The sequence below is a fragment of the Mitsuaria sp. GD03876 genome, from assembly GCF_029840635.1.
In the GTDB taxonomy this organism is placed as follows: domain Bacteria; phylum Pseudomonadota; class Gammaproteobacteria; order Burkholderiales; family Burkholderiaceae_C; genus Roseateles.
The window spans coordinates 96,443-108,785 of the sequence record NZ_JAOCCU010000005.1 but is presented as its reverse complement, the minus strand read 5'-3'; the positions used below and the strand labels follow the sequence as shown (position 1 = coordinate 108,785).

Annotated in this window: 14 protein-coding genes and 2 tRNA genes; 13 read left to right on the top strand and 3 right to left on the bottom strand. The window is 69.5% G+C overall.

Annotation, left to right across the window (positions count from 1 at the left end):
* Positions 1-8 precede the first annotated feature (8 nt).
* The 3 genes from yaaA (at position 9) to N5D62_RS05040 (ending at position 2,136) form a co-directional block, all read left to right on the top strand.
* Positions 9-794: a peroxide stress protein YaaA gene (yaaA, locus tag N5D62_RS05050; RefSeq protein ID WP_279756534.1), complete on the top strand. Its 786-nt coding sequence runs from the start codon at positions 9-11 to the stop codon at positions 792-794.
* A 72-nt stretch (positions 795-866) separates the two neighbouring features.
* Complete coding sequence (locus tag N5D62_RS05045) at positions 867-1,727, top strand: 2OG-Fe(II) oxygenase (RefSeq protein ID WP_279756533.1); 861 nt, start codon at positions 867-869, stop codon at positions 1,725-1,727.
* Between the two features lie 94 nt (positions 1,728-1,821).
* On the top strand, positions 1,822-2,136 hold the full coding sequence (locus N5D62_RS05040) for a hypothetical protein (protein WP_279756532.1): 315 nt from the start codon (positions 1,822-1,824) through the stop codon (positions 2,134-2,136).
* Between the two features lie 89 nt (positions 2,137-2,225).
* Here N5D62_RS05040 and efp read toward each other — a convergent pair whose 3' ends face one another.
* Both efp and earP read right to left on the bottom strand, forming a co-directional pair.
* Entirely contained in the window at positions 2,226-2,780 is a 555-nt protein-coding gene (gene efp, locus N5D62_RS05035) for an elongation factor P (RefSeq protein WP_279756531.1), read from the bottom strand.
* Positions 2,781-2,926: 146 nt separating this feature from the next.
* Positions 2,927-4,006, bottom strand: coding sequence for an elongation factor P maturation arginine rhamnosyltransferase EarP (earP, locus tag N5D62_RS05030; protein WP_279756530.1), 1,080 nt, complete (start codon positions 4,004-4,006; stop codon positions 2,927-2,929).
* Between the two features lie 206 nt (positions 4,007-4,212).
* On the opposite strand from earP, the gene uvrC reads away from it, so the two are divergent.
* The 10 genes from uvrC (at position 4,213) to N5D62_RS04980 (ending at position 11,727) form a co-directional block, all read left to right on the top strand.
* Complete coding sequence (gene uvrC / locus N5D62_RS05025) at positions 4,213-6,138, top strand: excinuclease ABC subunit UvrC (protein WP_279756618.1); 1,926 nt, start codon at positions 4,213-4,215, stop codon at positions 6,136-6,138.
* 26 nt (positions 6,139-6,164) lie between these two features.
* The gene (locus N5D62_RS05020) at positions 6,165-6,713 is read left to right on the top strand and encodes a hypothetical protein (protein WP_279756529.1); all 549 of its coding nucleotides are present in this window, start codon (positions 6,165-6,167) and stop codon (positions 6,711-6,713) included.
* 29 nt (positions 6,714-6,742) lie between these two features.
* Complete coding sequence (pgsA, locus tag N5D62_RS05015) at positions 6,743-7,309, top strand: CDP-diacylglycerol--glycerol-3-phosphate 3-phosphatidyltransferase (protein WP_279756528.1); 567 nt, start codon at positions 6,743-6,745, stop codon at positions 7,307-7,309.
* Between the two features lie 110 nt (positions 7,310-7,419).
* A complete protein-coding gene (locus tag N5D62_RS05010) occupies positions 7,420-7,692 on the top strand; it encodes an HU family DNA-binding protein (protein ID WP_067270581.1) in 273 nt (90 codons plus the stop codon).
* A gap of 34 nt (positions 7,693-7,726) precedes the next feature.
* Positions 7,727-7,802 (top strand) — tRNA-Val (locus tag N5D62_RS05005).
* Positions 7,803-7,903: 101 nt separating this feature from the next.
* Complete coding sequence (locus tag N5D62_RS05000; protein WP_279756527.1) at positions 7,904-9,817, top strand: peptidylprolyl isomerase; 1,914 nt, start codon at positions 7,904-7,906, stop codon at positions 9,815-9,817.
* Positions 9,818-9,933: 116 nt separating this feature from the next.
* A tRNA-His gene (locus N5D62_RS04995) sits at positions 9,934-10,009 on the top strand.
* Positions 10,010-10,126: 117 nt separating this feature from the next.
* Positions 10,127-10,504 (top strand): VOC family protein, encoded by a 378-nt coding sequence (locus N5D62_RS04990; RefSeq protein ID WP_279756525.1) that lies wholly within the window; start codon positions 10,127-10,129, stop codon positions 10,502-10,504.
* A 19-nt stretch (positions 10,505-10,523) separates the two neighbouring features.
* The gene (locus N5D62_RS04985) at positions 10,524-11,312 is read left to right on the top strand and encodes a hypothetical protein (protein WP_279756523.1); all 789 of its coding nucleotides are present in this window, start codon (positions 10,524-10,526) and stop codon (positions 11,310-11,312) included.
* An 82-nt stretch (positions 11,313-11,394) separates the two neighbouring features.
* A complete protein-coding gene (locus N5D62_RS04980; protein ID WP_279756521.1) occupies positions 11,395-11,727 on the top strand; it encodes a hypothetical protein in 333 nt (110 codons plus the stop codon).
* Positions 11,728-11,767: 40 nt separating this feature from the next.
* Here N5D62_RS04980 and N5D62_RS04975 read toward each other — a convergent pair whose 3' ends face one another.
* A complete protein-coding gene (locus N5D62_RS04975) occupies positions 11,768-12,283 on the bottom strand; it encodes a hypothetical protein (protein WP_279756519.1) in 516 nt (171 codons plus the stop codon).
* Positions 12,284-12,343 lie beyond the last annotated feature (60 nt).

The following is a 12,343-nucleotide window of genomic DNA, read 5'->3' as shown; positions in this document are numbered from 1 at the left end:
CCGCGCCCATGCTGTATGTGATTTCTCCCGCGAAGTCCCTGGACTACGACACCCCGACCCCGCCCGACGTGGCCGCGCTGGCGGGACGTCCGCAGTTCGTGCCGCAGGCGGCCGGGCTGATCGAGATCCTCAAGACGAAGACGCCCGCCGACATCGGCGAGCTGATGGACCTGTCCGAGGCGCTGTCGACGCTGAACGTCGCGCGCTACCAGGCGTGGTCGACCCGCTTCACCGACCGGAACAGCAAGCCCGCGGTGCTCGCGTTCAACGGCGACGTGTACGACGGGCTGCAGGCCTCGACGCTGTCGATCGACGACCTGCACTGGGCGCAGCGCCACCTGGCGATCCTGTCGGGGCTGTACGGCGTGCTGCGTCCGCTGGACCGGCTGCAGCCGTACCGGCTCGAGATGGGCACCGCGCTGAAGAACGACCAGGGCGGCAACCTGTACGCCTACTGGGGCGACACGATCGCCGAGCACCTCAACGCGCAGAGCGCGCGGCTGCCGGCGCCGGTGATCGTGAACCTGGCCTCGCAGGAGTACTTCAAGGCGGCCGCGCGCAAGGCGCTGAAGCCCCGCGTGATCGAGTGCCAGTTCGAGGACTGGAAGGGCGGTCGCTACAAGATCATCAGCTTCTTCGCCAAGCGGGCGCGCGGCCTGATGGCGAGGTACGCGATCCAGCACCGCATCGGCACGCCGGCCGGCCTGCTGGATTTCGCGGCCGACGGTTACGCCTACGCGCCCGAGGCCAGCGAGCCCGACCGCCTCGTCTTCCGGCGCCGCGTCGCCGAATGAGCGGCCGCCGCGCCGGGGCGCCGGCACACCGCGAAACAGGCAATCCCCGATCAGTTTGATACCGTCGCGTCCATGAGCACCTCGCAATACCTCACGCCGGAACTGCGCGACTGGGTGGCCGCGCAGCTGCGCAACGGCATCTCCCGGGAAGCGCTCTACCAGGCGATGCTGACCAGCGGCTGGCAGGCCGACATGGCCCAGCAGGCGCTGGCCGAGCACCGGCCGTTCGAGCCGCCGCTGGCGCTGCCCGAGCTGCCGGAGCCGGTCATCGAGCCCGGCTCGCTGCCCGAGCCCGAACTGGGCAACCAGCGCAGCGTGCTGATGGCCGACGGCCATCGCGTCCAGATCGTGATGGCGCTGCAGCGGCCGCGGGTGATCGTGTTCGGCAACCTGCTGTCGGAGGCCGAGTGCGACGCGATCGTCGCCGCCGCCAGCGCCCGGCTGGCCCGGTCGGAAACGGTCGCGGCCAAGCGCGAGGGCAGCGAGGTCAACTCGGCCCGCACCAGCGAAGGCATGTTCTTCGAACGTGGCGAGAACGAGGTCGTCGCCCGCGTGGAGCGCCGCATCGCGTCGCTGGTGAACTGGCCGGTGCGCAACGGCGAAGGGCTGCAGGTGCTGCGCTACCGCGCCGGCGCCGAGTACCAGCCGCATTACGACTACTTCGACCCGCGCCACGCCAGTTCCAAGGCGATCCTGGAACGCGGCGGCCAGCGCGTGGCCACGCTGGTGATGTACCTGAACACGCCCGAGCGCGGCGGCGCGACGGTGTTCCCGGACATCAAGCTCGACGTGATGGCGCAGAAGGGCAACGCGGTGTTCTTCAGCTACGACCGGCCCGACCCGAGCACGCTGACCCTGCACGGCGGCGCCCCGGTGGTGGAGGGCGAGAAGTGGGTCGCCACGAAATGGTTACGTCAGGGCGAGTTCGTTTGACGCGGTCTTGACTGCCCCGGCGCTAGACTCGCCCGCATCGCGCCGGTCCCGGATTCCGAGGGCCGGCGTTCGTTGACTTGAAGAAGGAATCCGCATGAAGTCGTTGATCGCCGCCTTGGGCACCGCCCTGCTGGCCACCCTGGCGCAGGCGCAGAGCCAGCCGATGCCGCCGGCCACCGCGCCGGTCCCGGCCGCCCAGGCCGACATGGCCGCACCGGCGGCCAAGCCCGCCAAGTCCGGCGCCAAGCACAAGGCCGCCGGCAAGACCGCCAAGAAGGGCGGCAAGCACACGGCGAAGAAGTCCGGCGCCAAGAAGCCGGCGCAGCACGCCGCGTCGGGCAAGTCGTCGTCCAAGAAGGTCGCCAGCGCCGGCAAGTCGAAGAAGGCAAAGCGCCACGCCGCCGCCTGATCGACCCGCGCCCGGCCGCGCCTGGCGCGCGTGCAACAAAAAAGCAGCCCGAGGGCTGCTTTTTCATTGGGGTCCGAGGCCGGTGGGGCTCAGACGCGCTTGCGGTACTCGTGCGTGCGCGTGTCGATTTCGATGTTGTCGCCTTGCGCCACGAAGATGGGCACGGGGATCTCGAAACCGGTGGCGATCTTGGCGGGCTTCAGGACCTTGCCCGAGGTGTCGCCCTTGACGGCCGGCTCGGTCCAGGTCACTTCGCGCACGACGCTGGTGGGCAGTTCCACCGAGATCGCCTTGCCGTCGTAGAACACCACTTCGACTTCCATGCTGTCCTGCAGGTAGTTGATGGCGTCGCCCATGTTCTCGGCTTCCACCTCGAACTGGTTGTACTCGGTGTCCATGAACACGTACATCGGATCAGCGAAGTACGTGTAGGTGCACTCCTTCTTCTCCAGGACGATCTGGTCCATCTTGTCGTCGGCCTTGAAGACGACTTCGGTGCCGGAGTTGTTCAGCAGGCTCTTCAGCTTCATGCGCACCGTCGCGGCATTGCGGCCACCGCGGCTGTACTCGGTCTTCAGCACGACCATGGGGTCCTTGCCGTGCATGATCACGTTGCCGGCGCGAATTTCTTGAGCGATCTTCATGATGATTCCGGGAGATTGGGTCCGGGCACAGTCACATGGATGCTTGGAGATCCGAACTGTTCCGGCGGTGTGAGGCGTTCGGCGCTGGTTCGGGGAACCGCGCGTTCAGAACGCGAAAAGCCGCGCATTCTAGCTCGAAAGGCCCCTCATGCGCCACCCGCCCGGGCGGCAAAGGCCTGGAGCTGGGAGGTCAAATCCACTTGCGCGGCCAATTTGGCACGCCACGCGCGCGCCTGCGCCACGGCGGCCGGCCGCTCGCGCAGCGCCTCGGCGCAGGCCGGCGTCCACGGCCCCAGGCCGTTCCACGCGCGCGACAAGGCCCGCCAGTTCGCGGCCCAGCGGTCCTCGGCGCCCGCCAGCGCGGCGTCCAGGAAGGCCTCCAGCTTCGGCCCGTGCGCGCCGTCGTCCTGGAAGTAGATCTGCCACAGCATCGGCTGGCCGGCCCACTGCGCGCGCACGAAGGAGTCCTCGCCGCGCACCAGGTTCAGGTCGCAGGACCACAGCAACCGGTCGTAGTCGTCCTGCGTCAGCGCGGGCAGCGCGATGGCGCGCTGGCCCTCGCGCAGCAGCGGCGGCACGGCGGCCTGCGGCGCGCCGGGGCACAGCAGCAACAGCCATCCGGGGCCGAGCGCCTCGAGCAAGGGCGCCAGCGGCGCCTGCGGATACGCGAACAGGCTCAGCACCCGCTCGCCGGGCAGGCGGCCCCAGCCGCGCGCCGCGCGCCAGGCGTCGCCGTGATGCGCGGTCACGGCGTCGATGAGCCCGGGCTCCCGGATCAGGCCGCCGGTGCGCTCGTTGAACCCGGGATAGAAGAACCACTTGTCGAGTCCCGCGCCCGGCCCGGAGAACTGCGGCGACTTCAACCCATGGCTGCGCTCGACGTAGTCCTCCGCGCTGAGGTACTCGAGGTTGATCCAGGCGGGGCGCACCGCCTTCGCGGCCATCGCCGCCACGAACGCCGCGGGCGGTTCGCAGCCGAAGGTCTCGATGACGACGTCGCCCGGCGCCGCCGCCTCGGCCTGTTCCCAGGGGCGGATCTCGAGGCGCTCGACGGGATCCGGCTGCATCCAGGCCAGCGGCGACAGGTCGTCGCACCACAGCCGCGCCCGCGTGCCGCGCCGCGCGAGGTCGCGCGCCAGGCGCAGGCAGACGCCGAGGTCGCCATAGTTGTCGATGACGCGGCAGCAGATGTCCCACGTCGGCGGGGAGCTGTCAGCAGTCTGCAAGTCGAGGGGGGAATCGGGGCGCGGAGCGGGCATCGCGGAATTATCAAGCGGCACAATCGCGCCCCATGAGCACGACCCCCGCCGGCGCCAGCGAAGTGCCGGATCCTTCCTCCCCGCCGCCCGAGTCCCCCGCGCCGGCCCCCGCCGACGCATGGAACGCCCAGTCCGAGGCGATCGAGGCCGCCGAGTCGCGCCGCGTCGCCGACATGGAGCGCGCCGCGCGCGAGGTCCGCGAGCGGCTGATGGCCGAGGTCCTGGCGCTGCCGGCGCTGCCCGGCGTGTACCGCTACTTCGACGCGCAGGACCAGGTGCTCTATGTCGGCAAGGCGAAGAACCTGAAGCGCCGCGTCTCGAGCTACTTCCAGAAGGACCACGGCGGCACTCGCATCGGCATGATGGTCGCGCGCATCGCGCGGCTGGAAACGACGGTGGTGCGCACCGAGGCCGAGGCGCTGCTGCTCGAGAACAACCTGATCAAGGCGCTCAATCCGCGGTTCAACATCCTGTTCCGCGACGACAAGAGCTATCCCTACCTGCGGCTGTCGGGGCATGCCTGGCCGCGCATCAGCTACTACCGCGGCGCGGTCGACCGGCGCCATCGCTACTTCGGCCCGTTCCCCAGCGCCTGGGCGGTCAAGGAGTCGATCCAGCTGATCCAGAAGGTCTTCCAGCTGCGGACCTGCGAGGACACCGTCTTCAACAACCGCAGCCGGCCCTGCCTGCTGCACCAGATCCACCGCTGCACCGGTCCCTGCGTGCCCGAGGGCCAGGACGACAACTACCGCCGCAACGTCAGCAACGCGGAGCGTTTCCTGCTGGGCGAGACGCAAGAGGTGATGGACGCGCTGCAGGCGCAGATGATGGCGCACGCCGAGCGCTTCGAGTACGAGCAGGCGGCCGGCATCCGCAACCAGATCACCGCGCTGTCGAAGGTGCTGCAGCAGCAGGCCGTCGACGAGAACAGCGCGACCGGCCGCGACCGCGACGTCGACATCCTGGCCGTCAAGCTCCAGGGCGGGCGCGCCTGCGTCAACCTGGCGATGGTGCGCGGCGGGCGGCACCTGGGCGATCGCGCCTACTTCCCGAAACATGTCGACGACGCGACCGCGATCCAGCTGATGGACGAGGACGACGCGGCGGCGGGCGAGGGCGCCGCGGCCGCGCCGCCGAGCCCCGAGCGCCAGGTGCTGGAGGCCTTCATCGCGCAGCACTACCTGGAGATGGCGGTGCCGTCGCTGCTGGTGCTGTCGGACGCGGTCGACCCGGCGTTGGCCGAGGCCCTGAGCGCGCAGGCCGGCTACCGCGTCACGACGCAGGCCCAGCCGCGCGGGCAGCGCCGCATCTGGCAGGAGATGTGCGTCAAGGGTGCGGAGATCGCGCTGGCGCGGCTGCTGTCCGAGGAAGGTTCGCAGCAGGCGCGCACGCGCGCGCTGGTCGACGCGCTGGACCTCAGCGTCACCGAGCTCGACAAGTTCCGCATCGAGTGCTTCGACATCAGCCACACCGCCGGCGAGGCGACGCAGGCGTCCTGCGTCGTCTTCGAGGGCCACCAGATGCAGAGCAGCCAGTACCGGCGCTTCAACATCGAGGGCATCACCGGCGGCGACGACTACGCCGCGATGCGCCAGGTCCTGACACGCCGTTACAGCAAGATGGCCGAGGCCGCCCAGAATGGCACCGGCCGCATGCCCGACCTGGTGCTGGTGGACGGCGGCAAGGGGCAGGTGTCGATGGCGCGCGAGGTGTTCGAGGAGCTCGGCGTCGACCTGGGCCTGATCGTCGGCGTCGAGAAGGGCGAGGGCCGCAAGGTCGGCCTGGAGGAACTGGTCTTCGCCGACGGGCGCGAGAAGGTGTACCTGGGGCGCGATTCGGCGGCGCTGATGCTCGTCGCCCAGATCCGGGACGAGGCCCACCGCTTCGCGATCACCGGCATGCGCGCCAAGCGCGCGTCGATCCGCACCGGCGGCTCGCGGCTGGAGGACGTGCCTGGCGTCGGGCCAAAGAAACGCGCGCAGCTGCTGCAGCGTTTCGGCGGCGTGCGCGGCGTCGCCGGCGCGAGCGTCGAGGAACTGTGCAGCGTCAAGGGCATCTCGCGCGAACTCGCCGAGGAGATCTATCGCGCGCTGCATTGAGCGGCGCGCGGATTGGAAAAGAAGTGATGAACACGATCGACCGACTCCCATTGAAACGCGCGCTGCGCGGGACCGCCAAGCTGGCGCTGGCGTTGTCGCTGGCGGCCTGCGGCACGCCGACGCAGCGTCCGGCGCCGCCGGCCCCGGCGCCGACGCGCGAGATCACCGCGACGCCGACCTCGCCGGCCGCGCCGGTGCCGACGTCGCCCGCGGTGCGCCGCGGCCTGCCGCTGCCGGCGCCGCACGCGGTGGCCTCGCACGAGGACCTGCGCCGCCAGGCCGCGCAGCGCATGGTCGCCGCGAACCCGGACACCACCTACATGAGCGAGCCGCCGCCGGAGCTGCTGGCGATCCCGGTGCTGGAGGTCGAACTCAACCAGGACGGCACCATCAAGCACATCCGCGTGCTGCGCAAGCCGACGCAGGCGGAGGACACGATCGAGCTGGCGATCGCGGCGGTGCGCCGTGCCGCGCCTTTCGGCGACGTGAGCCGGCTGCCCAAGCCGTGGAAGTTCGTCGAGGTGTTCCTCTTCGACGACGACCGGCGCTTCAAGCCGCGCACGCTGGACGATTGAGCCCCCCGGAAGGGGGCACAATGCCGCCCATGTTCTGGACGCTGCCAACCTTGCTGACCTGGGCCCGCATCGTGGCCATCCCGCTGATCGTCGGGGTGTTCCACCTGCAGATGGCGCCCGCCCACCAAAACCTGCTGGCCACCGTCCTGTTCATCACGGTCGCGCTGACCGACTGGGCGGACGGTTACCTGGCGCGCAAGCTCAACCAGACCTCGTCCTTCGGCGCCTTCCTGGATCCGGTGGCCGACAAGTTCCTGGTCTGCGCGGCGCTGCTGGTGCTGCTGGAGCAGCAGCGCGTGGACGCACTGGTGGCGCTGGTGATCGTCGGGCGGGAGATCGCGATCTCCGCGCTGCGCGAGTGGATGGCGCAGATCGGCGCGTCGCGTTCGGTGGCGGTCCACATGCTGGGCAAGCTCAAGACGACGGTGCAGATGGTGGCCATCCCCTTCCTGCTGTACGACGGCCGGCTGTTCGGCCTGATCAACACCCGGCTGTGGGGCACCTGGCTGATCTACCTGGCCGCGGTGCTGACCATCTGGTCGATGGTCTATTACCTGCAGAAGGCGCTCCCCGAGATCCGCGCGAAAGTGCGTTGAGACCCCCCTTGTATCGGGACTTCCCCCTTGTCGGGGCCCGAAGCCAATGCGTCTAGAATCCGCTTCCCGCGCCGTTCGGCGGCCTGGCAAACCAATGAGGGGGTACCTTCGTGAACAAGTCCGAATTGATCGAGCACATCGCCAAGCAGGCGGACATTTCCAAGGCCGCCGCGGGGCGTGCGCTGGAAGCCGTGATCGGCGGCGTGAAGACCACGCTCAAGAAGAACGGGACGGTGTCGCTGGTGGGCTTCGGCACCTTCAGCGTCACGAAGCGCGCCGCGCGCACCGGCCGCAACCCGCGCACGAACGAGGCGATCAAGATCAAGTCGGCGAAGGTGCCGAAGTTCCGTCCGGGCAAGGCCCTGAAGGACGCCGTCAACTGAGACGGCCTTCGCTCCCACTCCACCCGAAGCTTTCGGGCGCTTAGCTCAGTTGGTAGAGCGGCTCCTTTACACGGAGTAGGTCGGCGGTTCGAGACCGTCAGCGCCCACCAAATCCCGAGGCGAGTCCCCTGAAACGGTGGACTAGAATGCCGCGGCCCAAAGGCGAACCCCGGTTCGCCTTTGTCGTATGTGAAATGACCCGAGGTTGTTGATGTTTGATTTCGTTCGCAAGCACACGCGGCTGTTTCAGTTCCTGCTGCTGATCCTGATCCTGCCGTCCTTCGTGCTGCTCGGCGTGGAGGGCTACAGCCGCTTCATGGACGGCAGCAACGCGACGGTGGCGACCGTTGATGGCCGCAAGATCACGCAGGCCGAATGGGACCAGGCCCAGCGCCAGCAGGTCGAGCGCATGCGTGAGCAGGCCCCGACGATGGACCCCAAGATGTTCGAGTCGCCGGAAGTGCGCAAGGACGTGCTGGAGAACCTGCTGCGCGAGCGCGTGCTCGGCGCCGTGGTGGCCGACGAGCACCGCTCGATCACCGACGAGCAACTGCTCGACCTGATCCGCACCGATCCGCAACTGGCGCCGCTGCGCAATCCGGAGACGGCCAAGCAGATCGCCGCCCAGCAGGGCCTGACGGTGGACGGCCTGCTGCAACGCCTGCGCCAGGACCTGCAGATGAACTCGGTGCTGGCGCCGCTGGCGCAGAGCGCGCTGCCGACGCAGGCCAGCGCCGGCCTCGCTTTCGACGCGCTGCTGCAGCAGCGCGAGGTGCAGTTCCAGCCGTTCGCCGCGCAGGTGTTCGCCGCGACGCTGGTGCCCAAGGACGCGGACCTCGAGGCCTACTACAAGGACCCGAAGGTCGCCGCCAAGTTCCAGCTGGCCGAGAGCGCCGACATCGAGTACGTGGCGCTGGACGCCGCGGCGCTGCAGGCCGGCGTGACGGTCAGCGCGGACGAGGTGCAGAAGTTCTACGACAACAACAAGACGCGCTACACCAGCGACGAGGAACGTCGCGCGAGCCACATCCTGATCAAGGCCGGCGCGGACATGTCCGCCGCCGACAAGGCCAAGGCGAAGGCCAAGGCCGAGTCGCTGCTGGCCGAGGCGCGCAAGAACCCGGCGGGCTTCGCCGAGCTGGCCAAGAAGAATTCGGAAGACCCGGGCTCGGCCGAGCGCGGCGGCGACCTGGACTTCTTCGGCAAGGGCGCGATGGTCAAGCCGTTCGAGGACGCCGTGTACGCGCTGAAGAAGGGCGAGATCAGCAACGTCGTCCAGTCCGACTTCGGTTACCACATCATCATGCTGACCGACCTGCGGGGCGGTCAGGCGCGTCCGTTCGAGACGGTGAAGGCCGAGATCGAAGCCGAGCTGCGCCGCCAGCTGGCGCAGAAGCGCTACACGGAGATGGCCGAGGACTTCGGCAACACCGTGTATGAGCAGAGCGACTCGCTCAAGCCCGCGGCCGACAAGTTCAAGCTGACGATCCAGAAGGCGACGGTGCGTCGCAAGCCGGCGCCGGACGCGACCGGCCCGCTGGCCTCGGCCAAGCTGCTGGAGGCGGTCTTCGAAGCCGACACGCTGAAGAACAAGCGCAACACCGCCGCGATCGAGGCGGGCGGCAACCAGCTGGTGTCGGCGCGCGTCGTCGAGTACAAGCCGGCGCGCGTGCCGGCGCTGGCCGAGGTCAAGCCGGCCGTGACCGCCGCGTGGGTGCAGGAGCACGCCGCCCAGGCCGCCAGGAAGGCGGGCGAGGCGCGCCTGGCCGAGCTGCAGAAGGGTGGCGACGCGAAGGGCCTGAGCGAGCCGGTGACGGTCTCGCGCGCCAAGCCCGGCGTGATGCCGCAGAAGGTGCTGGACGCGGTCATGCGCGCCGATGCGTCGAAGCTGCCGGCCTATGTCGGCGTGGACGGCGGCGACGGCAACTTCCTGGTCGTGAAGATCGAGAAGGTGCTGGCGCGCGATCCGGCGCTGATCGATGCGAAGCGGGCGGCGGAGCAGTACGCGCGCGCCTGGAGCGCGGTCGAGATGCAGGGCTACTACAACGCGCTGAAGGCCGAGTACAAGGCCACGATCAAGCCGGCCGCGCTGAAGGCGACGGCGGCTTCGGCGCCGGCGAATTGATGCGCCTTGGCTGAAGGCAACGGGGCGGCACTTGGGCGGTTCGAAGGATTTTCAAAAGAATCGCAGAAAGTGCTTCCCACAGAGGAGAACTTCAGCCATAATCTAAGGCTTCTCCGGTGGCTGTAGCTCAGTTGGTAGAGTCCCAGATTGTGATTCTGGTCGTCGTGGGTTCGAGTCCCATCAGCCACCCCACCGAATAGAAGCAAACGCCCGCAAGACGCAAGTCTCGCGGGCGTTTTGCTTTGCGGGTCAGAAACGTCGCCGAGCCGTTACCGTAGCGCCTTCCGCACAACCGCCCAGGCGCTCGACATGCTTCACCACCTCTCCTTCGGCGTCGCTTCGCTGGCGCGCAGCGTCCGCATGTACGACGGCGCGCTCGCGGCCTTGGGGTTGCGACGGGTCTATGAGGACGACACCGCGATCGGCTACGGCGTCGAGGACGGCGAGGACGTGTTCTGCGTCAAGCAGCGGCCGGATGCGGCGCCACCGGGACCGGGATTCCATCTCGCGTTCTCGGCGCCGAGCCGGGCCGCGGTGGACGCCTTCCACACCGCGGCGATCGCCGCGGGCGGCACGGACAACGGCGCCCCCGGCCTGCGTCCGCATTACGGGCCGACCTACTACGCCGCCTTCGTCGTCGATCCCGACGGTCATCGCGTCGAGGCGGTGTTCAAAGGCGCCGAGTAGCACGGCATCATCGCTCGCCATGCAAGACACCGACTCCCTGCTCGCCGCCTACGACGCCCAACTCCGCGGCGATGCCGAAGCCGCCGGCGCCATCGCCGTGAGCTCGCTGGGACCGCTGCGGCTGGTGACCTTCGCCCGAGGGCAGGGCTTCGTCAGCTACCGCGACCTCGGCGGCGCCGATGCCGCGGAGGTCCGCCGCCTGGTCGTCGACGCGCTGCGGCATTTCCAGGCCGATCCCGCGATCCTTCACGTCGAATGGAAGACCCGCGCCCACGACCATGCGCCGGGCTTGCACGACACGCTCGTCGCCCACGGTTTCGCGCCGGGCGAGCCGGAATCGATCATGGTCGGCGAGGCCCGCCTGCTGGTCGCCGACGTCCCGTTGCCCGACGGCGTGACGCTGCGCTCGATCCACGAGCCGGAGGACGTCGCGCGCCTGTGCGCGATGCAGGCCGAGGTCTTCGGCGATGGCGACCCGGCGCCGATGACGGCCTCGATGCTCGAGCACCTGGCCCGCGGCGACGGCACGAGCCTGTGGATCGCCGAGGCCGCGGGCGAGGTGATCACCGGCGGCCGCCTGGAGCCGGTGGCCGGCACCGCGTTCGCCGGCATCTGGGGCGGCGCGACGCGCCCGGCCTGGCGCGGGCGCGGCATCTATCGCGCGTTGACCGCCGCGCGGGCACGTGCCGCGCTGGCCTTGGGCAAGTCGCTGATCCACAGCGATTCGACGGACTTCTCGCGGCCGATCCTCGAAGCCTCCGGCCTTGTCAAGGTGTCGACGACGACGCCCTACGACTGGTCCCGCTGAACCCGCGGGCGGTATGCTGCGCCGCGCGCGCGGTGGCGCGGCCGACCTCCCGGCCGCCACGCGACGCGCCTTTCCGACGACGATGACCGCTCCCCCTTCCGATCCGAATTCGCCGCGACCGCGCGGCGATGTCCTGGGCTATTGCCTGATCGCCTTCCTCGCCGCCCTGACCGCCGGCGCGCTGCGCGCCGACGGCGGCATGAAATCGGTGCTGATGGGCCTGACGCTGATCGCGTGGAGCCTGATGTTCCTGGCCAGCGTCCGCTTCAGCGACCGGACCTTCTTCCTGCGCGGCCTGCGCTGGTTCTGCGAGAACCTCTCCTGGCCGTCGACGCCCAAGATGGCCTTCTTCTACGCGGCCGTCACCGGCGCGATGGGCATCGGGTCGATCCTCGCCGGACTCGGCCTCGTCTGAGCGAGGCCGGGCGCGAGAACGACCGCGAGGGCGGGGCGCCTCAGGGCTTGCGGGCCGCGCGGCTGAACAGCGCCGTGCGCAGCACCGGCGCGCCGTCCTTGAAGTAGGCCTCGGTCTCCGTCAGCACCTGGCCGTCCGGGCTGACCGAGTAGACCCGCGTCGATCGCGGGATGCCTTCGTAGACGAACTGCATGACCAGCACGTTGGGCGCCGGCATCTTGGCGTTGACGACGTCGACCCAGTAGTTCCCCGTGGCGCGCCCCGGCGTGCCGTCCAGCGCCAGCGTGGACGTGGACTGCATCCGGCCGCCCTTGGCGTCGACGATGTCGACCTGCGTCGTCCACTTGCCGTCGGCGGCGGCGCGGAAGTCCAGCTCCACGCGCTGGGGCCGCATCTCCGGCGGCATCGGCAGCGTGCCGACATCCAGCGCCCACTGGCCCACCAGCGGCGACGCGGCCGGAGCCGCCGCGGAGGTCGGCGACACCGGCGGCGCGGCCTCCGCGAACGATCCCTGGAGCGCGATGGCCACCAGCCATCCGGTCAAGACTGCCTTCATTCGTGTCTCCCTTGAAGTTGCGTGCAGGACAAAGCGGGCCGATGTTAGCCACCGGCCCGC

Bases quoted from the DNA above. Each gene is read 5' to 3' on its own strand.
- N5D62_RS04975 (WP_279756519.1), bottom strand. From the start codon at position 12,283: ATGAAGGCAGTCTTGACCGGATGGCTGGTGGCCATCGCGCTCCAGGGA.
- efp (WP_279756531.1), bottom strand. From the start codon at position 2,780: ATGAAGATCGCTCAAGAAATTCGCGCCGGCAACGTGATCATGCACGGC.
- N5D62_RS04990 (WP_279756525.1), top strand. From the start codon at position 10,127: ATGCTTCACCACCTCTCCTTCGGCGTCGCTTCGCTGGCGCGCAGCGTC.
- N5D62_RS05040 (WP_279756532.1), top strand. From the start codon at position 1,822: ATGAAGTCGTTGATCGCCGCCTTGGGCACCGCCCTGCTGGCCACCCTG.
- yaaA (WP_279756534.1), top strand. From the start codon at position 9: ATGCTGTATGTGATTTCTCCCGCGAAGTCCCTGGACTACGACACCCCG.
- N5D62_RS04985 (WP_279756523.1), top strand. From the start codon at position 10,524: ATGCAAGACACCGACTCCCTGCTCGCCGCCTACGACGCCCAACTCCGC.
- N5D62_RS05020 (WP_279756529.1), top strand. From the start codon at position 6,165: ATGAACACGATCGACCGACTCCCATTGAAACGCGCGCTGCGCGGGACC.
- N5D62_RS05045 (WP_279756533.1), top strand. From the start codon at position 867: ATGAGCACCTCGCAATACCTCACGCCGGAACTGCGCGACTGGGTGGCC.
- N5D62_RS05000 (WP_279756527.1), top strand. From the start codon at position 7,904: ATGTTTGATTTCGTTCGCAAGCACACGCGGCTGTTTCAGTTCCTGCTG.
- pgsA (WP_279756528.1), top strand. From the start codon at position 6,743: ATGTTCTGGACGCTGCCAACCTTGCTGACCTGGGCCCGCATCGTGGCC.
- N5D62_RS04980 (WP_279756521.1), top strand. From the start codon at position 11,395: ATGACCGCTCCCCCTTCCGATCCGAATTCGCCGCGACCGCGCGGCGAT.
- uvrC (WP_279756618.1), top strand. From the start codon at position 4,213: ATGGAGCGCGCCGCGCGCGAGGTCCGCGAGCGGCTGATGGCCGAGGTC.